The organism is Chryseobacterium oryzae, from assembly GCF_022811665.1.
In the GTDB taxonomy this organism is placed as follows: Bacteria; Bacteroidota; Bacteroidia; order Flavobacteriales; family Weeksellaceae; genus Chryseobacterium; species Chryseobacterium oryzae.
In genome coordinates this window covers 2452580-2478236 of the sequence record NZ_CP094529.1, presented here as the reverse complement: position 1 = coordinate 2478236, position 25657 = coordinate 2452580, and the positions used below count along the sequence as shown (strand labels likewise).

Annotated in this window: 17 protein-coding genes and 2 tRNA genes; 16 read left to right on the top strand and 3 right to left on the bottom strand. The window is 35.0% G+C overall.

Going from position 1 to position 25657, the window contains the following annotated elements:
• Nucleotides 1-58 precede the first annotated feature (58 nt).
• Nucleotides 59-391, top strand: a complete 333-nt coding sequence (locus tag MTP08_RS11225; protein ID WP_243576032.1) for a zinc ribbon domain-containing protein YjdM — start codon at nt 59-61, stop codon at nt 389-391.
• 292 nt (nt 392-683) lie between these two features.
• Here the strand turns inward: MTP08_RS11225 and MTP08_RS11220 are convergent, their stop codons facing one another.
• The gene (locus tag MTP08_RS11220; RefSeq protein WP_243576031.1) at nt 684-1529 is read right to left on the bottom strand and encodes an alpha/beta hydrolase family protein; all 846 of its coding nucleotides are present in this window, start codon (nt 1527-1529) and stop codon (nt 684-686) included.
• Nucleotides 1530-1676: 147 nt separating this feature from the next.
• Between MTP08_RS11220 and htpG the strand changes: the two genes are divergently transcribed.
• From htpG to MTP08_RS11185, 7 genes are all read left to right on the top strand, one after another.
• Nucleotides 1677-3566: a molecular chaperone HtpG gene (gene htpG / locus MTP08_RS11215; protein WP_243576030.1), complete on the top strand. Its 1890-nt coding sequence runs from the start codon at nt 1677-1679 to the stop codon at nt 3564-3566.
• A gap of 217 nt (nt 3567-3783) precedes the next feature.
• Nucleotides 3784-4353: an RdgB/HAM1 family non-canonical purine NTP pyrophosphatase gene (gene rdgB, locus MTP08_RS11210; protein WP_243576029.1), complete on the top strand. Its 570-nt coding sequence runs from the start codon at nt 3784-3786 to the stop codon at nt 4351-4353.
• 122 nt (nt 4354-4475) lie between these two features.
• Nucleotides 4476-5390 (top strand): ribonuclease Z, encoded by a 915-nt coding sequence (locus MTP08_RS11205; protein WP_243576028.1) that lies wholly within the window; start codon nt 4476-4478, stop codon nt 5388-5390.
• A 7-nt stretch (nt 5391-5397) separates the two neighbouring features.
• Nucleotides 5398-6165: a TIGR02757 family protein gene (locus MTP08_RS11200; protein ID WP_243576027.1), complete on the top strand. Its 768-nt coding sequence runs from the start codon at nt 5398-5400 to the stop codon at nt 6163-6165.
• A gap of 20 nt (nt 6166-6185) precedes the next feature.
• Nucleotides 6186-6716: a DUF1003 domain-containing protein gene (locus MTP08_RS11195; RefSeq protein WP_209389833.1), complete on the top strand. Its 531-nt coding sequence runs from the start codon at nt 6186-6188 to the stop codon at nt 6714-6716.
• A 192-nt stretch (nt 6717-6908) separates the two neighbouring features.
• On the top strand, nt 6909-10511 hold the full coding sequence (locus tag MTP08_RS11190) for a choice-of-anchor L domain-containing protein (protein ID WP_243576026.1): 3603 nt from the start codon (nt 6909-6911) through the stop codon (nt 10509-10511).
• A 117-nt stretch (nt 10512-10628) separates the two neighbouring features.
• Nucleotides 10629-12992: a choice-of-anchor L domain-containing protein gene (locus MTP08_RS11185; protein ID WP_243576025.1), complete on the top strand. Its 2364-nt coding sequence runs from the start codon at nt 10629-10631 to the stop codon at nt 12990-12992.
• A 192-nt stretch (nt 12993-13184) separates the two neighbouring features.
• On the opposite strand, the gene MTP08_RS11180 is transcribed toward MTP08_RS11185, so the two are convergent.
• A complete protein-coding gene (locus MTP08_RS11180; protein WP_243576024.1) occupies nt 13185-13955 on the bottom strand; it encodes a DUF3108 domain-containing protein in 771 nt (256 codons plus the stop codon).
• 148 nt (nt 13956-14103) lie between these two features.
• Between MTP08_RS11180 and MTP08_RS11175 the strand changes: the two genes are divergently transcribed.
• The 8 genes from MTP08_RS11175 (at nt 14104) to MTP08_RS11140 (ending at nt 24989) form a co-directional block, all read left to right on the top strand.
• Nucleotides 14104-15159: an NAD(P)/FAD-dependent oxidoreductase gene (locus tag MTP08_RS11175; RefSeq protein ID WP_243576023.1), complete on the top strand. Its 1056-nt coding sequence runs from the start codon at nt 14104-14106 to the stop codon at nt 15157-15159.
• A gap of 15 nt (nt 15160-15174) precedes the next feature.
• Nucleotides 15175-15504, top strand: a complete 330-nt coding sequence (locus MTP08_RS11170; protein WP_243576022.1) for a 2Fe-2S iron-sulfur cluster-binding family protein — start codon at nt 15175-15177, stop codon at nt 15502-15504.
• Between the two features lie 153 nt (nt 15505-15657).
• Nucleotides 15658-15732: transfer RNA gene (locus MTP08_RS11165), tRNA-Pro, on the top strand.
• Between the two features lie 32 nt (nt 15733-15764).
• Nucleotides 15765-15838, top strand: a tRNA-Arg gene (locus tag MTP08_RS11160).
• A 181-nt stretch (nt 15839-16019) separates the two neighbouring features.
• Nucleotides 16020-16604: a Holliday junction branch migration protein RuvA gene (gene ruvA / locus MTP08_RS11155; protein WP_243576021.1), complete on the top strand. Its 585-nt coding sequence runs from the start codon at nt 16020-16022 to the stop codon at nt 16602-16604.
• 6 nt (nt 16605-16610) lie between these two features.
• On the top strand, nt 16611-23666 hold the full coding sequence (gene sov / locus MTP08_RS11150) for a T9SS outer membrane translocon Sov/SprA (protein WP_449508586.1): 7056 nt from the start codon (nt 16611-16613) through the stop codon (nt 23664-23666).
• A gap of 236 nt (nt 23667-23902) precedes the next feature.
• A complete protein-coding gene (locus tag MTP08_RS11145) occupies nt 23903-24358 on the top strand; it encodes a DUF1801 domain-containing protein (protein WP_243576020.1) in 456 nt (151 codons plus the stop codon).
• Nucleotides 24336-24989 carry a YiiX/YebB-like N1pC/P60 family cysteine hydrolase gene (locus MTP08_RS11140; RefSeq protein ID WP_243576019.1) on the top strand — a complete coding sequence of 218 codons (654 nt, stop codon included), beginning with the start codon at nt 24336-24338 and terminating at the stop codon, nt 24987-24989. Before MTP08_RS11145 ends, MTP08_RS11140 begins: the two co-directional genes overlap by 23 nt.
• Before the next feature lie 79 nt (nt 24990-25068).
• Here the strand turns inward: MTP08_RS11140 and MTP08_RS11135 are convergent, their stop codons facing one another.
• On the bottom strand, nt 25069-25653 hold the full coding sequence (locus MTP08_RS11135; protein WP_243576018.1) for a DUF3109 family protein: 585 nt from the start codon (nt 25651-25653) through the stop codon (nt 25069-25071).
• Between the last annotated feature and the right edge of the window lie 4 nt (nt 25654-25657).

Below are 25657 nucleotides of genomic sequence, written 5' to 3'. Positions count from 1 at the left end.
CAGGATTTTTTATTTTATCAGAATAATTAGAACTAATAATTTTTAAAATAATACAAAAATGAGCGAAACAATCCAATGCCCTAAATGCCAGTCAGAATACACATACGAAAAAGATGGAATGATGGTTTGTTCGCAGTGCTTTCACGAGTGGGATCCCGCAGAATCAGATACAGAAGATAAAATTTTGGATTCTAATGGTAATGAACTTCAAAATGGAGATTCTGTAGTTGTAGTAAAAGATTTGCCTGTAAAAGGTGCTCCAAAACCTGTAAAAGCTGGAACTAAAGTGAAAAATATCCGTCTTAGACCAGGATCTGATCATAATATTGACTGCAAAATTGACGGTTTTGGTGCAATGGCACTTAAGTCTGAATTTGTAAAAAAAGCTTAACATTTAATGAATAAATCAAAAAAAATATCGGGATTATCTCTTTAGTGCCGATTTTAATAATGATATAGAAAGTTTATTGAGATTTCTCAATAAACTTTTTTTGTGCCTTAAATTCATGTAAAATCTAAAAAACTTTAATCAACCTGAGTTTGAGAGATGGATTTATAAAATGCAAGGTAAACAAAAGATTACTAAGCATTTCAAAAAATTAAACTGCTCTTAGTTTTTCTTAGCGATAAAATAATTGTTATTTGAATATCAGTTATTTAACATTGCCTATTCCAAATTGAAATTAATTAGAAAATTTTTCTTTGATGAAAGAAATAGATTTTTCGGTGGCAGTCTTTAAATCTTTGGGCATTTCAAGATTTTCCCAAGGTTCTTTAGCTCCAAAAGTATGGTTTGCATTTTCTATTAAAAATAATTCTGAATTAGGATTAAGAATATGTAGATGTTCAGCATTTTTTATATTCACGCTTTCGTCATTTGTACCGTGGATAATTAGAAAGTGAGCCTTTGTCGTTTCTGCTGCACGTTCAACATCCAGTCTTAATTCATTGTTTTTGAAATCTTCAAAAAACTGATAATAATGTGGCATCTGTTGGTTGGTTCTTGCGTTTTCAACATAATAAACACCATTTTCTTTCCATTTTTCGAGTGAATCATTTTTTGGAAAACGATCTAAGCTGTCCACGCTCGCTAAAGTGATGATTCCATTTATTCTGATGTCTTCTGAAGTTTTCACCAAAGAAATTCCGCCGCCACGGCTGTGTCCTATTAAAATAATTTTATCTTTATCAATTTGTGGATATTGTAAAAAATGCTCCAGTACAAAACTTAAATCTGAAAGTTCTTTAGAATAATTGTTGTGCCCGAAAGCTTCCAAATCTTCAAAATGATTAGGTGCATCAACGGTGGTTCCATTGTAAGAGAAATTAAATTTCACAAAGAAAAAACCGGCTTCAGCAAACTTTTCAGCCATGAGATCCCATGCTCCCCAATCTTTATAACCTTTGTAACCATGAACAAAAATTACCAATGGTAATAATTGATCTGTTTTTGGATAAAAAGCATCTGCAAGAAAGCTTTTGGTTTCAGGATTAGAAAGGATTATGTTTTTATTGATAATAATTTCCATGAAATTTTTTTGAAGACAAGTAAATGTAAGAAAATTATTCTTTTGCATTGGTTTATATTTTTAAATCTGTCAAAATGACAGTTTCTAAGCGATGGTATTTTTTTTGAGAATTGAAAATTCAGAAAACAATAAAATTATTATATACATATGAAAGGAAGTATTAATGTATCGGTGGAAAATATTTTCCCATTGATTAAGAAATTTCTTTACAGTGACCACGAAATATTTTTAAGAGAACTTATTTCCAATGCAACGGATGCCACATTAAAGTTGAAGCATTTAACGTCTATCGGTGAAGCCAAAGTAGAATACGGAAACCCGAAAATTGAAGTAAAAGCTGATAAGCAGAATAAAAAAATTCACATCATAGATCAGGGATTAGGGATGACCTCCGAAGAAGTTGAGAAATACATCAATCAGGTGGCATTTTCGGGAGCTGAAGAATTTTTGGAAAAATATAAAGACTCTGCAAAAGATTCAGGGATTATCGGTCATTTCGGTCTTGGTTTTTATTCTGCATTTATGGTGGCAGAGAAAGTGGAAATTATTTCTAAATCTTATAAAGACGAACCGGCAGTTCACTGGATTTGCGACGGCAGCCCGGAGTTTACTTTAGAAGAAACTACTGCAAAAACCGAAAGAGGAACAGAAATTATCCTGCACATTGCCGAAGATTCTACAGAATTTTTAGAAGAAAATAAAATTCGTGAATTGTTGACAAAGTACAACAAATTCATGCCTGTTCCTATTAAATTCGGAACCAAAACACATACACTTCCTCTTCCTGAAGATGCACCAGAAGGTACAAAGCCAGAGACGGAAGAAGTAGACAATATCATCAACAATCCTACACCAGCCTGGACGATTGCGCCATCTGAACTTACTGCAGAAGATTATACCTCTTTCTATCACGAGCTTTACCCGATGCAGTTCGAAGAGCCTTTATTCAATATTCATTTGAATGTTGATTATCCGTTCAATCTTACCGGAATTTTATATTTCCCGAAACTGAGCAACAATCTGAATATCGAAAAAGATAAAATTCAGCTTTACCAGAATCAGGTTTTTGTAACCGATGAGGTAAAAGGGATTGTTCCTGACTTCCTGATGTTATTGAGAGGAGTAATAGATTCTCCGGACATTCCGCTGAATGTATCCCGTTCTTATTTGCAGGCTGACGGTGCGGTGAAGAAAATTTCTTCTTACATCACCAAAAAAGTGGCAGATAAAATGGTTGCTTTAATCAACGAAAACCGTGAAGATTACGAGAAAAAATGGAACGACATTAAAATTGTAATTGAATACGGAATGATTTCTGAAGATAAATTCTTCGAAAAATCTGACAAATTTGCACTCTACCCAACCACAGACGGAAAATATTTCCTTTGGAATGAGCTTGAAGAAAAGATAAAACCCATCCAGACCGACAAAGACGGTAATTTGGTGATTCTTTATGCTACCAATGCAGATGAGCAGCATTCTTACATTCAGTCTGGCAAAGACAAAGGGTATGAAGTTCTTCTTTTAGATTCTCCTATTGTTCCGCATTTAATTCAAAAACTGGAGTCTTCAAAAGAAAAAATTCAGTTTGCAAGAGTAGATGCAGATCATATTAATAATTTAATTAAAAAAGATGAACCTGTAATTTCTAAACTGAATGAAACAGAAAAAGAATCGTTAAAAAAGACCGTTGAAGAATCTATCAATGATCAGAAATTCACTGTTCAACTGGAAGATTTAGACAGCAGTGATGCTCCTTTCACCATCACTCAGCCGGAATTTATGAGAAGAATGAAAGATATGCAGGCTACCGGAGGAGGCGGAATGTTCGGTATGGGAGGATTTCCTGAGATGTATAATCTTGTAGTGAATTCTAACAGCGAATTTGCATCAAAAATTCTTTCCAACGACAATGCTGAAGAAAAAAATACACAGATAAAATATGCTTTAGATCTGGCAAAATTATCTCAAAATCTATTGAAAGGAAAAGATCTTACGGACTTTATCCAAAGAAGCTATAAACAATTAGAAAAATAGTATTAAATAATACAACTGAAAACTGCCTGAGTAATTGGGCAGTTTTTTTATGTCGTTAAATGAAATTTCAGAAGAAGATATTTCAAATTAAATTTATTTCACATGGTTTATCTGATCGATACTTCGGAAGATTGAAACAATTAACATTATATTTGTCTGATGGTAATAGAAAATATTATCAAAAATAGTTTAATCGATTTTCAAACATCTAAGTTTAATGGAATTATTAGTAGCAACCCACAATATTCATAAAAAAGAGGAAATTCAGCAGATTTTAGGAGTAGACTTTGTAGTAAAAAGTCTTACAGATTACGATATTCATGAAGAAATTGTTGAAGATGGAGATACTTTTAATGCGAATGCATTAATAAAAGCAAAATATTGTTTCGAGAAAACCGGAATCCCAAGTCTTGGTGATGATAGTGGTTTGGTTGTAGAAGCTTTAGACGGAAGACCGGGTATTTATTCTGCGAGATATGCAGGAGATCATGATTTTGCTAAGAACATCGCAAAAGTATTAGAAGAAATGAGCGGTGTTGAAAATCGAAAAGCCTATTTTATAACAGTTTTGTGTTATTTTGATGAGAAAGGAGCAAAATTTTTCGAAGGCAGAGTTTATGGAAATCTGTTAAATGAAAATAAAGGCTTTAAAGGTTTTGGTTATGATCCTATTTTTGTTCCGGAAGGATATGAAAAAACATTTGCCGAGATGAATCCTGAAGACAAAAACAAAATAAGCCACAGAAAAAAAGCTTTAGATTCATTTCTGGATTTTCTGAAAGACTGATTGGTGTAAGGTTTAAATTGATCTTCTCATTATTTTATTTTTGGATTAAAAATTCATGTCAATTTTAAACCGATTTCAACTTCAGGCTTTTATTGTACATTTGCGAACGATAAATTATAGTTTTGAGCACTTATTTAACAATTTTAGGTTTTAATTCTGCAATACCTACCATAAATTCTTCTCCAACTTCACAGCTTTTGGAAATGGAGGAGCGGTCTTTCCTTATCGATTGTGGGGAAGGAACACAGGTGCAGCTTAGAAAAGCCAAAGCAAGATTTTCTAAAATAAATCATATTTTTATTTCTCATCTTCATGGCGATCATTGTTTTGGTTTGCCGGGATTAATTGCTTCTTTCAGGCTTTTGGGAAGAGAAAATCCGCTTCATGTATACGGACCGAAAGGAATAAAAAAAATGTTGGAAACAATATTTACGATTACAGAAACACACCGAGGTTTTGAGGTTGTTTATCATGAACTGGATAAAGATTATTCCGAAAAAATTTACGAAGATAATAGGGTAGAAGTGTACACCATTCCGCTCGATCACAGAATTTACTGCAATGGTTATCTTTTTAAGGAAAAACCAAAGGACAGACATATTAATATGGCAGAAGTGTCTAAGTACAGCGAGATAGAAAGCTGCGATTATCATTATTTAAAAGCAGGAAAAGACTTTGTTCTCAGCGATGGCTATGTTCTGAAGAATGAAATTTTAACAACAGATCCGCTTGCTCCGGTTTCGTATGCATTTTGCAGTGATACAAGATATTTAGAATCTGTAGTTCCTATCATTAAAGACGTAACGGTTCTTTACCACGAATCTACTTTTCTGCACGATCTTAAAGAAATGGCAGATTACACCGGGCATTCTACAGCATTAGAAGCGGCAACGATAGCTAAAAAAGCAAATGTTGGAAAATTAATTTTAGGACATTTCTCTAATCGCTATGGTGATTTAACGGTTTTTACCGATGAAGCAAGAACTGTTTTCCCCAATACTTATCTTCCCAAAGCATTGGATTGTGTGAAAATTTGAATTGAAGATGAATCTATTAGAACTTAAAGAATTTCTTGACGAAAAAGCGGATATTTACAACAGTCCGGATTTTATATTCGATGATCCTGTACAGATTCCTCATCGTTTTCAGTTGAAGCAGGATATTGAAATTACTGCATTTCTTGCCGCAACTATTGCTTGGGGAAACCGAAAGTCGATTATTAAATCTGCGGAAAAAATGCTCGAAATTATGGGGGATTCCCCTTACGATTTCGTAATTAACCATACCGAAAGAGATTTAGATTTTATAAAAGATAAAAATATACACAGAACGTTCAATGGAGAAGATTTTTCGTATTTTATAAAACAGTTTCAGAAAATTTATATTCATCATAAAAGTCTGGAAGAATTGTTTTTACTAAATCAGGAAGAATATAATTTTCAACATTCCATCGAAAGATTCAGAAAAGATTTTTTGGGTTTGGAAAAGCACAGAACGCATAAACATGTAAGTTCACCTTATAAGAATTCTTCTTCAAAAAGAATCATGATGTTTTTGAGATGGATGGTAAGAAAAGACAATCGCGGTGTAGATTTCGGGATATGGAAAAAAATAGATCAAAGATTTTTATCTATTCCTTTAGATGTTCATACCGGGAATATTTCACGTAAGCTGGAACTTATTTCCAGAAAGCAGAATGACTGGAAAACGGTATTAGAATTAGATGAAGTCGTAAGAAAGCTTGATGCTGAAGATCCTGCAAAATACGATTTCGCATTATTTGGTTTGGGAGTAAGTAAAGAGCTGTTTTAAATATTTAAAAAAATAAAGTAATGGAAAAACAAGATGAAAAAATGGCATTTTTAGAAAAGATTGCAGAAGGAGTTACTTGGTGGATAGGGTCTATCCCTTCATTAATTGCACATACTTTATTTTTCATCATTTCGTTTTTGCTTCCCATGCTCAATATTGTTGAGTTCGATAAAATGCTTTTAATTTTAACCACAGTGGTTTCCTTGGAAGCTATATATCTTGCTATTTTTATTCAGATGTCGGTAAATAAAAGTCATGAAAAAATTGAAGATATTCAGGAGGATATTGAAGATATTCAGGAAGATATTGAAGAAATTAGTGAAGACATCGAGGAGATAAGTGAAGATATTGAGGAAATTAACGAAGATATTGAAGACATCCAGGAAGATATCGAGGAAATAAATGACGAAGAAGATGATGAAGATCACAGCGAACGTGCTAAAAATGTTATTTTGAAGAGCAATGTAAGCAACAACAAAAATGAGATTAAATTTTTGAAAGACAAAATAGAAGAGCTTCAGAAAAAAATAGAAGAACTGAATAAAGATTGATTTTTCTTAGACATAATTCAAATTGGTAAGATTTACTAAAATACAGACAAGAAAAGATCGATTATTTCGGTCTTTTTTGTTTTCTAAAATACTGAATTCAAACTGTTAACGAAAATTAAGCTGTTAATAATGTAATTGATTTTCAGATAGAATTTAAATAAAAAAATAGTATTTTTGTTGAAAATAGTTAAAATGTTCAACAACATACTTAAAAATATATTTTTTCTTTTAGTATTTACTTTGCTGAGTAATTTTGCTTTTTCGCAGCGACGTGATGCTAAAGTTTTGAGCAAACCCTCTAATCTCACAATGAGAGCAGGAGCTTTTATTGATATAAATACTCCCAATTATACAGAATCTTCTTACAGTATAACTCAACTTGTAAAAGATGTTTTAATAGCAGGAGGTTCCACCTGTTCTACGGCAAATGTTTCTAATGTAGTTGTTTCTCCCAATCTTTCAGCAAGTAACCAAAACAGAAGCTGGGGATTTTTCAATAGAGCATCTACAAATTTCCCTTTTGAGAAAGGAATTGTGCTTAGTACAGGACAGGCAAGAAAAGCCGGAAATTCTTTTCAGTCAGGTCCATTAGGCGATGCTTTGGGAACTCAGGGGGATATAGATCTTGCTACGGCACTTAATATTCCCAACAATATGTTGGAAGATGCAACATACATCGAGTTTGATTTTGTGCCGACTGCAACAGAAATTAAGTTCAGATATTTATTTGCTTCCGAAGAATATGATAGTAGTTTTCCGTGTCAGTTTGTTGATGGTTTCGCTTTATTGTTAAAGAAATCTGGAGATCCTACTTACACCAATCTTGCAGTTCTTCCTGGTGGTGCAGGTCCTGTAAGTGTTAGAAATATTCGTCCTTCAACACAGTTTGGTGGTGGAGTTCTGGCGTGTGGAGCTTTAAATGAAGCTTATTTTGGGGGATATAACACTGCGAGTATTGAAACCAACTTCAATGGTCGAACAATACCTCTTACTGCAACGGCAACAGTAATTCCCGGGCAGACCTATCATTTTAAAATGGTATTGGCGGATTATGATGATCCTACCTACGATTCAGGGGTTTTCTTAGAAGCAGGTTCTTTTGATATTGGTGTCAAAATCTTAGATCCGGCAGGGGTTCAGCTTCCATCTTCGATTAATGTATGCGATAATGCACCACAGACGCTTACTGCTTCAACACAAATTGCGGGAGCAACTTACCAGTGGTATTTAGGAACTAACCCTATTCCCGGAGCTACAAATGCGTCATATACTGTGACTCAGCCGGGAGTTTATAAAGTAGAAGTACTTATTCCGGGAAATTCATGTCCGGGATCGGCAACGGTAACAATTGTTGGAGGAACATCGCCTGTTGTTCAAAATGCAACTTTAACCAGTTGTTATGCTGCAGGAAATGTTAATTTTAATCTTACGTCTGCCCAAACGACAATAAGTACAACTCCGGGAGCAACTTTTGCGTATTACCTTAATCAAAGTGATGCCAATGCGGGAAATGGAAACACCATCAATACGCCTACAACTTTTTCAAGTGCGGGAAATCAGACGATTTATGTTTTGGTAAAAAATGGTTTTTGTTCTAAAGTTGCCCAATTACAATTGGTTAAAGCTCCGGAAATTACAGCGACAATAGCAAATCCTTCAATCATCACATGCGTTAATACTCAAGTTACTTTAAGTGCATCGGCATCGGTTTATCCAACAGGTTCTACTTTTTCTTGGGCAGCCACCGGAGGTGGAAATATTGTTTCAGGTGGAAATACTTTGAACCCAGTAGTAAATTCTGCAGGAACATATACCTTAACAATTTCAAGTGTTTTTCAGCCGGGAAATGTTAACTGTTCTAAAACGGCTTCAGTAAATGTTACTGGAGATAGTGCACCGCCCAATACAGGTTTATCTGCAAGTAAAATACTTATTTGCCAAGGTGAATCTGTGGTTTTGACTGCTTCGGGAGGAGCTACTTATAATTGGACATCGCTCTCGGGAAATGGAAATACACAAACAGTTACGCCAACTTCTACGACAACATATACTGTAACTGCTGTCGGAGCAAATGGATGTGTTTCTGCAAATCCTGCAACCATAACTATTGAAGTTTCGCAACCGATTACCGTACAGAATGCATCAATTTTAAAATGTTATCAGCAAGGAAATATAAGTTATGACTTAACATCTGCTCAATCTGATATTACATCATCTTCAACGGCAACATTTGCTTATTATTTGAATCAGGCGGATGCAAATGCCGGGAATGCTAATACGATTAATAATGCTACTAATTTCCAAAGTGCAGGAAATCAAACCATTTATGTCTTGGTGAAAAACGGTGGGTGTTCTTATGTGGTAAATTTACAGCTTCTTACAACTGCTGTAACAAATCTTACGATTGCGCCACCGCAAACGATTACTTGTTCTCAGCCTCAGATTACATTGAATGCTTCAGCTTCTGTTATTCCTTCGGGTTCTACAATTCAATGGACTACTGTTGGAGGAAATATAGTTTCAGGAGGAAATACCCTAAATCCGGTAGTGAATGCTGGTGGAACTTATACTTTAACGGTTACAAATACGAATTCACCCTCCGGTTTGAATTGCACTTATACCTCTACAGTAACTGTAGTATTAGATAAAGTTCTGCCAGTTGCCAATCTTGCTTCGTCTGTTCAGCAGATTTGTCCGGGAGAATCGGTAACGCTAACCGCTTCAGGAGGTGTTTCCTATAATTGGACAGGTTTATCCGGAAATGGTAACGTACAGGTCGTTTCTCCAATGAACACCACTACTTATTCTGTGTTTGCTGTAGGTGCAAATGGATGTATTTCAGCAAATCAAGCTTTTGTTACTGTTGTTGTGGGACCTCCAACAGCTTCTGTTACAGCAACAAAAATAAAAATCTGTGCCGGAGAATCGGTGACCTTAACTGCAAGTGGCGGATTTACATATAATTGGACGGGGTTAACAGGAACAGGAAATACCCAAGTTGTGTCTCCGACCACTACCACAACCTATCAGGTTTTTGCTTTAGGAGGTAATGGTTGTGTTTCTAATACTCCTGCTACTATTACAATACAGGTAGTTCCCGCTATAACCTCTACATTGAAAGATGTTTATGTTTGTGCAGGAGATCCGGGAACTCTAGATGCAGGAGCAGGTCCCAACTATACTTATCTTTGGAGTACAGGGCAAACAACACAAACAATCACTACCAATGTACCCGGATCTTATTCGGTAACGATAAGTAATGGTACCTGTTCAAAATTATTTACTGCCCAAATTATAAATCCAGATTTGCCGCAGTTTACAAATATCGTATATGAGGAAAATGTGCTTACTTTAACAGCAACAAATCCTACCGGTGAAATTTTAGAATATTCTATTGATGGTGGTGTCACATGGCAGCCTTCAAATATATTCTACAATGTTCTGAAAAATACAAACTACTCCATTTACGTAAGATCTCAAGGAGCAAAATGTAGTAATACTATAGCATTTTTTACCTTTGTTATGAGTAATGCTATTACACCCAATAGCGATGGTGTAAACGATTATATAGATTTTAGCGGAATCAGCAATTATAAAAATTTTGCAGCATCAATTTTTGATCGGTATGGAGCAGAACAATTTAAGGCGGATAAATTTAACACCCGTTGGGATGGTTCTATTAAAGGGATTAATTTGCCAACGGCAACATACTGGTATCGCGTACAATGGGAAAACCCAGCCAGTAAAAAATTAGAATTGAAATCTGGATGGATTCTCCTGAAAAATAGAAATTAGTATAAATCTGAAAAAAGAGTTGTTTTGTGAAAAAAACAGCTCTTTTTTTTAATAATTATTGTTGAAATTAAAGGTTTGTTGTTATAAATTCATAAATTTGATTAAACAAATATTCTTATGAAGAAGCTTTTACTATTTTTTTTATTATTGTTAATATCAGTAAATAAGTATAATGCTCAAATATCTGAGCCTAGACAACCTCAAAAGAAAATACTTTCTGCTGAATCTAAAAAATCTGGTGCTTTTATTGATGTTAATGCAGCAGGATATCAGGAAACCAATTTTTCTCCTTTACAGTTGGTAAAAGATGTATTGATTTCTTCGGGAAGTAATACATGTTTGGTTCCGAATGTTACCAATGCGACAGTTACGCCTAATTCAGCAGTAAGCAACAATAATAGATCTTGGGGATATTTTCATCGTGGGACAACCAATTTTCCTTTTAAAGACGGAATTGTTTTATCTACAGGATTTGCAAGGAATGCAGGTAACTCAGCTTATGGAGGAACTTTGAGTGATAATAATACTGGTGGAAGCGATCCGGATCTTGTCGCAGCCATAGGAGTTGCTGGTACATTTACTAATTCAGCAATTTTGGAGTTTGATTTTGTACCAACAACATCGCAGATAAAATTTAATTATTTGCTTGCTTCAGAGGAATATAATGGTTCATATCCATGTAGATATGCAGATGGATTTGCATTGCTTCTTAAGCCTGTATCTGGTGGTCCTTATGTAAATATGGCAGTTCTTCCCGGAGGAGCGGGACCGGTAAGTGTAACCAATATCAGACCTGAAATTCCTGGGTCTTGTGCTGCATCTAATGCTAATTACTTTGCTGGATATAATACATTGCCTATAGAAACTAATTTTAGAGGAAGAACAGTTCCTTTAACAGCGGTTGCAACGGTTATTCCGGGGCAAGCTTATCATTTTAAGATGGTAGTGGCAGATTTTGGACCTTATGGTGCAGATACGAGTTTCGATACCGCTGTATTTTTAGAAGGTGGATCTTTTAATATTGGAGTAGAACTGTTGGATAATACTGGTGCAACTTTACCAAGTGAAATTAATGTATGTGATAAAGTTCCTACAGTACTTACGGCCTCGGTAAATGATCCAACAATGACGTTTCAATGGTTCTACGGGACAAATCCTATTCCTGGTGCTACAACTAATACAATTACTGCAATAGAACCTGGGAATTATACCGTTGAAGTGAGTGTTCCGGGCAATCCATGTCCCGGAAAAGCATCTGTTAAAATCAATGGAGGATCCACACCTACGGGTCAAGATGCGACATATCGACTTTGCAGTACTCCAGATATTACAACTTTTGATCTGAATGGTGCGAAACCTTTAATGAGCCCAACTCCCAATGCCACTTTTCATTTTTATGAAAATTTAGCAGATGCGCAGGCAAAAAATGCCAATTTTATTACCAATGTTGCCAACTATAACGGAACCGATGGGCAAATTCTACATGTTGTTATTTCAGATGGCGGATTTTGTAGTATTCTTGTAAAGCTTACTTTACAGCGTGAAGTAACTCCAGTTGCAGGTCTTTTACCAGACAGAATAAGAGTATGTGCAGGAGAATCTGTTACTCTTACCGCTTCAGGGGGCGTTTCTTATGAATGGGTGAACTTCGGCGGAAATGGAAATACACAGACTGCAACAGTTTTTCAAACTACAACTTTTGAAGTGTATGCAATAGGAGCGAAAGGATGTAAATCTTTAAAGCCTGCAAAATTTACTGTAGAAGTAATTCCTGCAATTTCTACCCCACTTGAAGATGTAGAAATGTGTATAGGAGACAGTATAATACTGGATGCAGGAGGTGCTGGTTTAAATTATACTTATCTTTGGAGTACCGGTGCTACAACACAGACCATTAATGCTACCAAATTAGGAATTTATAAAGTTTTAATTAAAAATGGAATTTGCCAGGACGAATTTACAGTGAAAGTTCAGGCTGCTGCATCTCCTTATGTTACAGCCCTGAATTACGAAAGTAATACTCTTACAGTTACAGCTGCTAATCCTATGATTAATAATATTCCGGTAAATTTGGAATATTCTTTAGATGGAGTTTTATGGCAGGATTCAAATGTGTTTACGGGTCTTTTGGATAATACCAACTATACGGTAAGAGTTCGTACCAAAGGAACAAGCTGTAGCGGAAGTATAGAATTTTTCACTTTACAGATTAATAATATTATTACTCCAAACCAAGATGGTGTAAACGATTTCTTAGATTTAACATCGCTTAAAGATTTCAAAAACTTCACTGGTTCTATTTACGACAGATATGGAGTTGAGGTTTTCAGATTCTCAAAAGAAACTCCAGTTTGGAATGGTACTGTTGGAGGTAAAAAACTTCCGACGGCAACTTACTGGTACAAATTTAATTTTGAATATAACAAGTCTAAAGTTCAGATGAACAGATCGGGATGGATTATGCTTAAAAATAGAGAGTAATATCTCTCACAGAAATTTAAAATGCCTCTCAAAAATTGAGAGGCATTTTTTATGGATTTAAATGATGGTTGATGAATAGTCTATTTTAAATTTTTTAAGAAAGTTAATAGAATTATTTTACTTTTTAAACATATAAATTATTCATATTTAACAACAAATTACATGTTAAATACAATTTTAGTTTAACATTCGTTATTTGCTAAACTTTAGCGGATATTTTACATTTTTATAATCATCAATACTTGCCTTTAGAGATCCTACGGCGAGTTCTGCTTTCAAAAGAATAGGGATGTGGTTGGCATCATTACTTACCCACATTGTAACTCCTTCTTTTTCTTTAAAAACCCTTCCACTTTTTACCGAAGGAATTATTTTAAGACAGTTTATGGTTCCGAATTTTGTTTTAAGATTTTCTGTTCCGGTTACTTTCAGCTGAAAAGGAAACATTTCATCATCAATCCAGACGTTCATGTTAATAATGGTTCCCACTTTAAGTTCGGCAGCTGTTTTACTTCTCAAATAATAAAAGCAGGAAAGCATATCCTGAACTCCTTTTACCGATTTTATAGTTTTAGAACCATTGGCGGGAGTCTTTTTGTCAGTTAAAATCAGCGTATTGTTCTGATGGTTGAAAATAGTTTGAAGATGTTGGGTGTAACTTCCTTCCTTTACATTTCTTACATAAAAACTGGGTAATTCGTTGGCGATATTAATGTAGCTTTCGTACAGGTCATCCACTTTAAAAAAAGCTCTCACTGCACCCGTTGTTTGTCCTGTGCCTTTCACGTAAAGATGAGGTACTCCGTTAAAAGTGATTTTTTTAGTGGTGAGATTTGCAGAGCCGGCGTTAAGAAACCCATAATGTATTCTCAAAGTTAAAGATTCACCGTCCGCAATATTCGTCAGTTGAGAGTAACCAAAGAATGATATTATAATGGTTACAATAATGAGTATTTTCTTCATAATCTTCATTTTACAAAAATATTGCCAAGTTTCTGAGTTGTTTTTATATGCTTTGATAAATCTCAGTTTTTTATTTAGACAATATTAAATATGCTTCGCATTAAAATTAGTAAATTTGCGCTACAAATTATTAAATAATCGTCAAATTATGATTACTACAGATATATTGATTATCGGGGCAGGACCAACAGGACTTTTTGCAGTGTTTGAAGCTGGTTTATTGAAAATGAAATGCCATATTATAGATGCACTTCCGCAGCCGGGAGGTCAATTGGCAGAGTTGTATCCTAAAAAACCGATTTTTGATATTCCGGGGTATCCATCTGTAAATGCAGGAGAGCTTATTGATAATTTAATGGAGCAGATTAAACAGTTTCAGCCAGGTTTTACTTTGGGAGAAACTGCCGTTTCTTATACAAAAGTTGATGATGAATGGTTTGAGGTAATTACCAATAAAGGAACAGTGCATAGAGCTAAAGCTATTGCAATTGCCGGTGGTTTGGGTACATTTGAACCTAGAAAGCCTACCATTGATAATATTGCCGATTATGAAGAAAAAGGTCTTGAATATTTTATAAAAGAACCGGAGCATTTCAGAAATAAGAAAGTAGTTATTGCAGGTGGAGGAGATTCTGCACTAGACTGGAGTATTTTCCTTTCCAATGTAGCAACTGAAGTTACTTTAATTCACAGAAGAAATGAATTTAGAGGAGCTTTAGATTCTGTTGAGAAAGTTCAGGAGCTTAAAAATCAAGGAAAAATAAAGCTAATTACTCCTGCTGAAGTTACCGGGATTAAAGGGAACGGTAAAGTAGAAGCTATTACAGTTCAGGTAGATGGAGAAGATGCTTATGATATTGATACAGATTATTTTATTCCACTTTTTGGTTTAACACCTAAGTTGGGAGAAATTGGTAATTGGGGATTGAATATCGAAAAAAATGCGATTGTAGTGAATAACGCTTTAGATTATCAAACCAATATAGATGGTATTTACGCAATTGGGGACATCAATACTTATCCTGGAAAATTGAAGTTAATTCTTTGCGGATTTCATGAGGCTACATTAATGTGTCAGAGTGTTTACAACAGACTGAATCCGGGTAAAAAATTCGTATTGAAATATACTACTGTAAGTGGAGTAGATGGTTTTGATGGTAGCCGTAAAGAAGCAGAAAAAGCGGTGGTTAAAAAAATTGATTAATTTCACGCTATAAGTATGTCAGATATTAATATTAAAATTACAGATAGAGAAGGCGTTGCTCACGACATTTTGGCTCCAACCGATATGTCTATGAATTTGATGGAGGTTATCCGTGCCTACGAATTGGCAGAAGAAGGAACTATTGGAGTTTGTGGTGGTATGGCAATGTGTGCTTCCTGTCAGGTTTACGTAATAAAAGATCCTGGTTTAGAAGAAATGGAAGCGGAAGAAGATGCGATGCTCGCCGAAGCCTTCCATGTTCATGAAAATAGCCGATTAGGATGTCAGTTGCATATTAACGATGCAATGGAAGGTTTAGAAGTGGAAATAGCTCCTTATCCATAGTTTTAAAGAGGTTTTTTCTTTTCAAAAAATCATTTAATAGGCATCATTAAAAGAAATATTAAAAATTTTAATAAATTTCTTGGTCTTATTAGAAAAAATATTTAAATTTGCACCCACAAAAAAAGAGGTAATTCTTATAGGGTGCTCTTTTTACGGGGCGTAGCGTAGTCCGGTCATCGCGCCTGGTTTGGGACCAGGAGGTCGCAGGTTCGAATCCTGCCGCCCCGACAGTTTTCGATAATTTTCTCAAAATTACAAATGGGTGCGTAGCTCAGCTGGATAGAGCATCTGCCTTCTAAGCAGACGGTCAAAGGTTCGAATCCTTTCGCGCTCACTTAAGACTCACAACTCATTGTGAGTTTTTTTATTTACACTCATTCTCAATTTTTAAATTTCTTCTCAGTACTCAGAAATTTTATCTAACCTGTACTAAAAAAAGTTAAATATCATTCTTCTGTTAAATGAATCTATAACTTACATTAAATTACTATATTTGGGAGTTATAAAAATTAATAATGATATTTTCTTTACAAGGCGTTGTGCAGGAACTTACCCCAACTTATGCTGTTGTCAACATAAACGGAGTAGGTTATTATGTGGGAATCAGCCTAATGACTTCTCAAAAACTCATTTTAAATAAAGAAACCTTTTTGTTTGTTCAGCAAATCATCCGCGAAGATGCACATTTGCTTTTTGGTTTTCATTCTCGGCTAGAAAAAGAAATGTTCAATCTCTTAATTAGTGTCAACGGAGTGGGAGCTGTATCCGCTTTAATATTACTTTCCACTTTAAGTTTAGATGAAATAGCATCTGCAATACTTTCGGGAAATGCAGCTCTTATTCAGAAAGCTAAGGGAATTGGAGCTAAAACTGCCGAGAGAATTATTGTAGATTTAAAAGATAAAGTGCAGAAATTCAGCAATGCAGAAGAGAATATTTCTTCTGTAACGAATAATAAAATTAAGGAAGAATCGTTATCTGCATTAGAAGTTTTGGGCATTCCAAAACGAACCAGTGAAAAGATTGCCGATCGTATTTTAAAACAAAATCCTGAGCTTTCTGTAGAAGAATTGGTAAAGCAAATTTTAAAAAATATTTAACTTTTGGTGAAAAATAATAAATTTCTCAGCATATACATATTCTTGGCATTCATATTTTATTCTGTAGATATGTTTGCACAGGAACAGAATCAGCAGGGTTTTTCCATCAGGAAAAATTACGAGGTTACAGATCCTACTTACTACGAGGCATACTACGATATAAAAACTGGGATGTATTATGTGTATCCTAAAATCGGAAATACGGTGACGGGACCGCCTGTTGCAATGTCTCCGGAAGATTATCAGGAATTTATGCTTGCAGAGCAGTCCAAATCTTTTTATAAAGATAAGTCGGATCAGTACAATCTTATGTTCAGGAAGGATAAAACCGGTGCTGCCCGAAAAGGTCTGATTCCTTCTCTTACCATTAACAACAAGCTTTTCGAATCTATTTTTGGAAGTAATAAAATTGAAATTATTCCTTCTGGTTATGCTTCTTTTGATTTTGGTGGTCTTTACCAGAAGATAGATAATCCTATGATTTTACCTCAAAACAGAACCAGTTTTGCTTTTGATATTAATCAGAGAATTCAATTGGGATTAATTGGTAAAGTGGGAGAAAACCTACAGTTGAAAGCCAACTACGATACGCAAAGTGGTTTCGCTTTTGAAAATCGAATGAATCTTGTTTGGCAGGCAAAAGGAACTTGGAAAGATCTTCAGACAAAAGGTTTGGGAGATGTACACAAACCGAATGCAGGAGGCGAAGACAAAATTATAAAAAGAATAGAATTTGGTAATGTAAATATGCCGCTTTCTACAAGTCTTATCAGAGGTTCTGAATCTTTATTTGGTATCAAATCTGAGTTTCAGCTTGGTAAAACTTACGGAACTGTAGTGCTTTCGCAACAACAGGGCGAAGCAAGAAATATTGTTGTGCAGGGAGGTGGTACAATGAGTACATTCAAAATTAATGCTTTAGATTATGAAGAGAACCAACACTTTTTTATTGGGCAGTATTTTTTAAATAATTATGACGATGCGTTACTGAATTACCCACAGATAAATTCGAGAATTAATATTTCAAGAATGGAAGTTTGGGTACTCGATCAGGGGAATTCTAACCTTGCCTACCAAAAAAGTATTATAGGAATCAGGGATTTGGGAGAAGGTGCTTCCGGTTTACCGGATAACTCTCAGAATGGTCTTTATCAGCAGGTAAATACCGCAATAGGTAGTCCAAGAGAGCAGGGTAAAAATTATCTTCCTAACTTTCAGGGACAAACATTTCCGGGAAGCACACAGCCTTATGATAATGGAGAGCATTATGTTTTCAACACCAAAGCACGACGTTTAAATACCAACGAATTTACCTTTCACCCGCAATTAGGTTATATATCTCTTAACCAAAAACTTAACGAAAATCAGCTTTTAGCGGTTTCTTATTCATATACCGTAAATGGAACCAATCAGGTGTACAAAGTAGGAGAGTTTTCTGAAGAAAGTCCTGTTTTGGTAACAAAATTACTGAGACCGAATAATAAAATAAACGTTAATTCTCCAATGTGGAATTTAATGATGAAGAATTTTTATTCTTTGGATGCGGTACAGGTAGACCGGGATGGCTTTATTTTGAATGTTTTTTACAGAGATCCGAAAACGGGAGGGAAAGTAAATTATCTGCCCAATACTTCGGTTCAGGATACCAATTTGCTAAAACTCTTAAATTGGGATCGTCTGAATGTAAATGGAGATTTGCAGAGTAATAATGGGGTTTTGGGAGACGGAGTTTTCGATTTTGTGGAAGGAATTACCATCAGACAGTCTCAGGGAAGAATTATGTTTACCAAAGTTCAGCCATTTGGATCGTATATGGCAGGTTTGGTAGGGAATAATCCTCAATATGTATTTTCAGATTTATATAACCAGCAGAAGCAGGTTGCAAGCGCAAGTAATCTTGCACAAAGATATACCATTGAAGGCCGTTATAAAGGAGCACAAGGACAGGGAATTTCTCTTGGAGCTGTAAATGTACCTCAGGGATCGGTAAAAGTATCTGCAAACGGAGTTCAGCTTACGGAAGGAATAGATTATACCGTCAATTATATGTTGGGTACGGTAGATATTATCAATGAAACCGTAAAACAGTCCGGACAGGCGATCAATATTTCATTAGAAAATCAGTTAACATTCAATACTCAGAGAAAAAGATTTTTAGGTCTGAATTTAGAAAGAAGGGTAAGTGAAAACTTCATCTTTGGAGGAACCATTGTAAATTATTCTGAATCTCCTCTTACTCAGAAAGTTAATTTCGGGCAGGAAGCAGTAAACAATACCATGGCAGGAATCAACATGATGTACAATAATCAGTTGCCGTTTCTTACAAGACTTACCGATAAAATTCCGGGAATTAATACAGAAGCTCCATCTAATCTTAATTTCAAAATGGAAGGAGCATATCTCATTCCGGGATTAAATAAAGGAACAAACGACCAGTCTTACATTGATGATTTTGAACAGACAACATCCAAAATTTCATTAAAAGAACCGAGTGCGTGGAGTTTAGCCTCAAAACCGGAAAAAAATCAGTCTAATCCTATTTTTGCCGGAGCCGGAGCTAATGATAATCTTACCAATGGGTACGGAAGAGGATTATTGTCTTGGTATAATATAGACCCGAGATTTTGGGGAGTTGGAGGAAGACCACCACAGGGAATTACTCCGCAGACGGTTTCCAATCACGCATCAAGAAGAGTTCAGTTTTCAGAAATCTTTAATAACAGAGATTTTGTAGCCGGCGAACAGACATTCACCAATACATTTGATATCTCTTATTATCCGCAGGAAAAAGGACCTTATAATGCCAATCCAAATGCAGAGAGTACGGCTCAGAGATGGGCGGGTATTATGCGGCCAATCAGTGTTTCCAATTTCGTAAATTCAAATATTGAATATGTTGAATTCTGGATGATGGATCCTTACGCAGACGGACACGCTTTAGGAACTAATCCGAAGCTCTTGCTTCATTTAGGAAATGTTTCGGAAGATGTGCTTAAAGATGGATTAATGCAGTATGAAAACGGTTTGCCAACAGCGGGAAATCCTTCCAGTACAAGTTCATCAAACTGGGGAATTCAGCCAAAACAACCGCCAATTTTGTATGCTTTCTCAACTGAAGGTGCAGACAGAACGGCTCAGGATTTAGGATATGATGGTTTAAGCTCTGATCAGGAAACTGCAAGATTCGGAAATACATTTGTGAATCCTGTTACTAACTTATTAGATCCTGCTTTGGATGATTTTGTATTCTACATGTCGGATAAATTCACAGGAAATATGTCTTCTTCAGTGGTTCAGAGATACAAGTACTTTAGAGGTCCGGAAGGAAACTCGCAGAGTAATTCTTTGGAAGTTGCTACACAAACTCCGGATGCAGAAGATATTAATAAAGATTATAATCTAGACCAAAGCGAAAGCTACAACGAATATATTGTTGATCTAGATCCTGCAAGTTTAGCAACAGGAACAAGTAATTACATTGTTGATCAAAAAACGGTAACGGCAACTTTCCAGGATGGGAAAAAGGATGATGTAAAATGGTATTTGTTCAGAATTCCGATTTCTAATTACAATTCTGGTAAACCGAATTTGGGAGGAGAGAAAGATCCTGCGATTCTAAATAATGTAAGATTTGCCAGATTACTATTAACAGGTTTTGATCAGACATCAACTTTGAGATTTGGTACAATGGATCTTGTGAGATCAGACTGGAGAAGATATCCTAATTTAATTTCCAGTCAAACTGTAGCCCCTACTGAGGAGGGTTTAAATGGTAATGTAAGTTTAAATGATAACTTCGAAGTAGGAAGTGTAAATATTGAAGAAAATGCACTGAATCAACCTCCTTATGTTTTGCCTCCGGGAATTGACAGGCAGGTTTTAAGTGGTAATGCAGGAGTACAAAGACAGAATGAGTCTTCACTTTATATGAAGGTGAAAAATATGAAAGACCAAGCAAGAGGTGTTTTCAAAAATGTACAATTGGATATGAGAAGATATAAAAAGTTGAGGCTTTTTGTGCATGGACAAAATTTGGACAATCCCTTATTTTCTTATCTTGACAAAGATGTTAAGTTCTTTATTCGTTTTGGTAGTGATGCTTCAGATAACTACTATGAATATGAATCTTCGCTGAAATATACTCCAAGAACGGCAACTACGCCGATGGAAATCTGGCCTATTGAAAATGAAGTTGATTTTAATATTCAGGATTTTGTTGATGCTAAAGTATTCAGAGATAAAAATTTTTCAGGAAAAATTATCGATAGAACATGGATTTCTAATTGGGGAGATACAAATAAGAAAATTTACGTAAAAGGTAGACCATCATTAGGAAACGTAACTACGATAATGATTGGGATAAGAGATAATTCACGTTCAGGAATTGGTGCGAGTGGTAGAGTAATTTGGGTAGACGAAATTCGTCTTTCTGAAATTGAAAATGATGGTGGTTATGCAGGAAATGCAAGTTTAAATTTCAACTTAGGAGATTTTGCAACGGTAAATACCAGTGCCTCTTATACTTCTGTAGGTTTTGGGAATATAGACTCTAAACCTGCGGAAAGAAACCAGTCTACACAATCTGCTTTCAGTATTAATACTGCTGTAAATGTGGATAAATTTCTTCCTGAAAAAACGGGGATGAAAATTCCGGTAAACTATTCTTACTCTCAAACCATCGAAGATCCTAAGTATAATCCATTGGATACCGATGTAGAATTTAAAAAAGCTGCCAACAGAGAAGAGCTTAAAAAAGTTGCAAGAACATACACACAGCAAAGAAGTATTGGTGTTGTAAATATGCATAAAGAAAGAGTAAAACCCAACAGTAAACCAAAATTTTATGATGTTGAAAACCTTTCTTTAACAACGGTATACAACGACGATCATTATCGAGATATTTATACCAAGAAAAATTACAGACAATATCTTAGAGGTTATTTAGATTACAATTACAGCTTCAAACCTTGGGAATTGAGGCCTTTCAGAAAAATAGTAAACGATACTGCAAAATCTGCAAAATATTTGAAATGGGTGAAAGAATTCAATTTCAATCCGATTCCTACAAGGGTATCTTTCCGTACAGAATTAGACAGAAATTATAATGAGCTTGAATTCAGAAATATTGATGCCATTCTGAGCGGTAATCTTAATGATCAGTTTGCTGCACTGAAAAACAGAAATTTCTATTTCGGCTGGCAATATGGTTTAGAATTCAATTTTACTAAATCCTTGAAAATGCAGATTAATTCTGCCACCAGAACTCTCAATGATAATATAGACGTTAATACAATGAATAATTCGTCTATATTCGGGAATGTTTTCAGGGCAGGGAGACCTGTTCTGTACAAGCATAATGTACAGCTTAATTATAGACTTCCGTTTCAGCATTTACCTTATTTAGATTTTCTTGAAGCTGAGGTAGGATATGGTTTTACCTATAATTGGAATGCAAGATCTACTGCTTTGCTTACAAGTCCAGAAGGAAGTTTAGGTTCTATTGGGCAGAACAGCAATATTATTTCTGCCAATGCTTCAGCCGATCTTCCAAAGTTTTTCAGTCAGTTCAGTTATTTCAAAAGAATGGCTACTACGCTGCAAAAGAGAAAGCAGGAACAGGATTCTCTAAACAATGCTTATACACAGGCGTGGGAGAAAAAGAGATATGCGTTTAAAAGCTATAAGTTTAAAAATAAACTTTCGGTATTTCAGAGTGCAGCTTATTTGCTGACGTCTATTAAACAGCTGAATGTAAATTATACCGAAAATAACAGTAGCGTTATCCCGGGATTACTATATTCCCCTAATGGTTATGGTTACGGGCAGGATTTCGGAGGTCCTTCTTTAGGCTTCTTATTCGGTTCGCAGGCAGACATTAGAAGATTGGTAATGGAAAGAGGCTGGGTAAGCGATTCTCCTTATATGATTGATCCTTATGTAAAGCTTTCTACCCGAGAACTGAGGGCAGATTTGCAGGTTTCTCCAATAAATGATTTTAGAATAGATTTTAATGTATTAAGCACATACAACAGAAATTTTTCTCACACAGGCTTCAATTATCGGGACAATTTCGGAAATTCTAATCCAGATTTTACATTTGCCAACGATATGGTGTCTTATTCTAATACTGTGGTTTTATTAAATTCATCCTTTAAAGATGGTAATTATATTTACGATGCCATAAGAACACAGGCAAGAAATCTTTCCCAACAACTTGGAAGTAACCTGAATCCTAATGGTTTTGCAGATGGATACAGTATTTCTAATGCTTATGTTTTAATCCCTGCATTCCGTGCAGCTGTTGAAGGAAAAAATCCTGAACGAATGACAAATCCTAAGAAATCTGGACTTCCGATTCCAAACTGGAGGATTATTTATTCAGGTTTAAGAAATATTCCGATGATTAACGGGCAGTTCAGTAAGTTTGATATTCTGCATGGATATACAGCAACATATACAGCAGCAGGGATTCAGTCTAATATAGATTATTTCAACAGTCAAAATAACGCAGGAACTTCGCAAAGAGATGTTAACAATAACTTTATAAATCCTTATACATTTGCGCAGGTAGGTTATACAGAGGCGTTTTCTCCTCTAATTGGAGTAGATGTAACGATGAGAAACAATATGCAGTTTGGTATACAGTACAATAAAGTACGATCATTAATTTTAGGATTAGTGAATCAAACTTTAACAGAAGATGCCAATACAGAGTATGTTGTAAGATTGGGATATATTGTGAGAAATTTCAGATTAGGAACCAATAATCAGCGAGGTGCAAGAGCTAAAGGTTCGGATCTTAATATTCGTGGAGATATTTCTTTAAGAGACAGCCGCACAAGTATTATGAATATTTTGCTGAATGATTCTCAGGTTACAGGAGGACAAAAATTAATGAATATTAAACTTTCTGCTGATTATAACGTTTCCCAGAATCTAAATTTGAGATTATTCTACGAGCAGATGACCTCAAAGTATAAAATATCTACGGCGTTCCCATTATCGACTATAAGGGCAGGAATCTCAGCAACATTTACATTTGGAGATTCGGGTGGTTTCTAAATTCATTCAAATAAAAATATTTTTAAAATCCTTTCAAAAAAGAAAGGATTTTTTTTCACAACTATTGGAAATTATAAAAACTGTTAATATATTTGATATGCAATAATTATTAAATTAAATCTAACGAAAGATGCACAATTGAGTGTGTCTTTTGTTTTTTTTATTCCTAAAAATGTTTCTGAAAATTCTTATAGTTATTATTTAATTGAATTTTCGTTATTTTGAAAAAAAAGTGAATGAAAGCAGTTTCTAATTTAATAGATGAGTATATCTCGAAGTTACCGGAAGAAAGGCAGGAAGTTTTCCGGAAAATTTTTGTGACCATAGGAGATCATCTGCCGAAAGGTTTTGCAGAAAATACCAGTTACGGAATGATTGGTTGGGGTGTTCCTTTAGGGAAATATCCTCCCGGTTATCATTGTACTCCGGGATTGCCTTTGCCATTTATTTCTTTGGCATCTCAGAAAAATTTTATTGCAATATATCACATGGGTATCTATGCAAAACCAGAACTTTTAAATTGGTTTACAGAAGAATTTCCAAAATATTCTAAAAGAAAATTAGACATGGGTAAATCTTGTATTCGATTCAAAAAAATGGATGATATTCCTTTTGAACTGATTGCCGAACTTAGTAAAAAAATGACTGCAGATGAATGGATCAGTTTGTATGAAACCAATTATAAAAAATAGAAAAATATTCAGATTTTTTATTTACTGCACTTTTTTTCTTCTCTTTTTAGGATGTAAAAATTCTTATTCTTCCAGATTAGAAAATGGAGATTTGGTTTTTGTAACTGCAAAAAGTAACGGACTTTCCGGGGCAATAAATAATGTTACCCAAAAAACTGAAAATGCCTCATTCGATCATGTAGGAATTGTGGAAAAAGAAGGGAAAGATATATTTGTTCTACATGCAGCACCTAAAGGCGGTTCTCAGAAACAAAAATTGAATGATTTTTTAAAAGAACAGAAAAACGACAGTCAGAAAGTGGTATTATACCGTCTTAAGCCAGAATTTAAAACTGGTATTCCGGAAGCAATAAAACGTGCTAATTCTATGTTGGGAAAGCCATATAATTTCAATTATATTTTAGATGAAAATTCGTATTACTGTTCAGATTTTGTTGAAAGAGCTTTTAGAAATGAACATGTTTTTACTTTAGAACCGATGTCTTTTCTAGATCCTAAAACCGGTAAAACCAATATTTTTTGGGAGAAATTTTATTCAGATAAAAATCTTAAAGTACCCGAAGGAGAGCCTGGTTGTAACCCCAATGGATTGGCTGCATCTGTAAAGATTGAAAGAATAAGAGAATTATAAATGAAAAGGCTGCTTTAATAATTAATAGCAGCCTTTTGTTTTGAAATTGATAAAATATAGTAAATACTTTGAAGCTTTATTATTCTCCGTATTCTTTTTTCCATTCATCGGCTACGTCACTCAGCGTATTATAGAAGTCCTCTCCATACTTTCTGGTGATTGGCGTTTTCAGAAACTTATATACCGGAACCTGCAATTCTTTTCCTAAAGTACATGCATCACTACAAATAGGCCATTCATGATAGTTAAGAGCCGTAAAAGTAGAATATTCTGTTACCCGAATTGGATAAAGATGACAGGAAATTGGTTTTTGCCAGTCTACGGCACCGTCTTCATAGGCTTTTTCAATTCCGCATTTGGTAATTCCGTTTTTATCAAATGTTACATAAGCACATTCAGCACCTTCAATCATTGGAGTTACATACATACCGTCAGATGGGTCTGTAGTCCACGTTCCCTGCTCATCGAGAGCTTGTATACCCGCTTCCGTAAGATAAGGCTTTATTTTGTCGTAAATGTTGTCTAAAATTACAAGCTCATCTTTGTCTAGTGGGGCTCCCACATCACCTTCCACGCAACAAGCTCCTTTACATTTGGTAAGGTTACATACAAATTCTTCAGAAAAAATATCCTCAGAAATTAATTTATCGTCTATTTGAATCATAATT

Coding starts and splice junctions, on each gene's coding strand:
- MTP08_RS11220 (WP_243576031.1), bottom strand. CDS start 1,529: ATGGAAATTATTATCAATAAAAACATAATCCTTTCTAATCCTGAAACC.
- MTP08_RS11170 (WP_243576022.1), top strand. CDS start 15,175: ATGTCAGATATTAATATTAAAATTACAGATAGAGAAGGCGTTGCTCAC.
- MTP08_RS11200 (WP_243576027.1), top strand. CDS start 5,398: ATGAATCTATTAGAACTTAAAGAATTTCTTGACGAAAAAGCGGATATT.
- MTP08_RS11195 (WP_209389833.1), top strand. CDS start 6,186: ATGGAAAAACAAGATGAAAAAATGGCATTTTTAGAAAAGATTGCAGAA.
- MTP08_RS11180 (WP_243576024.1), bottom strand. CDS start 13,955: ATGAAGAAAATACTCATTATTGTAACCATTATAATATCATTCTTTGGT.
- MTP08_RS11145 (WP_243576020.1), top strand. CDS start 23,903: ATGAAAGCAGTTTCTAATTTAATAGATGAGTATATCTCGAAGTTACCG.
- ruvA (WP_243576021.1), top strand. CDS start 16,020: ATGATATTTTCTTTACAAGGCGTTGTGCAGGAACTTACCCCAACTTAT.
- MTP08_RS11175 (WP_243576023.1), top strand. CDS start 14,104: ATGATTACTACAGATATATTGATTATCGGGGCAGGACCAACAGGACTT.
- MTP08_RS11140 (WP_243576019.1), top strand. CDS start 24,336: ATGAAACCAATTATAAAAAATAGAAAAATATTCAGATTTTTTATTTAC.
- MTP08_RS11225 (WP_243576032.1), top strand. CDS start 59: ATGAGCGAAACAATCCAATGCCCTAAATGCCAGTCAGAATACACATAC.
- rdgB (WP_243576029.1), top strand. CDS start 3,784: ATGGAATTATTAGTAGCAACCCACAATATTCATAAAAAAGAGGAAATT.
- MTP08_RS11135 (WP_243576018.1), bottom strand. CDS start 25,653: ATGATTCAAATAGACGATAAATTAATTTCTGAGGATATTTTTTCTGAA.
- MTP08_RS11185 (WP_243576025.1), top strand. CDS start 10,629: ATGAAGAAGCTTTTACTATTTTTTTTATTATTGTTAATATCAGTAAAT.
- MTP08_RS11190 (WP_243576026.1), top strand. CDS start 6,909: ATGTTCAACAACATACTTAAAAATATATTTTTTCTTTTAGTATTTACT.
- htpG (WP_243576030.1), top strand. CDS start 1,677: ATGAAAGGAAGTATTAATGTATCGGTGGAAAATATTTTCCCATTGATT.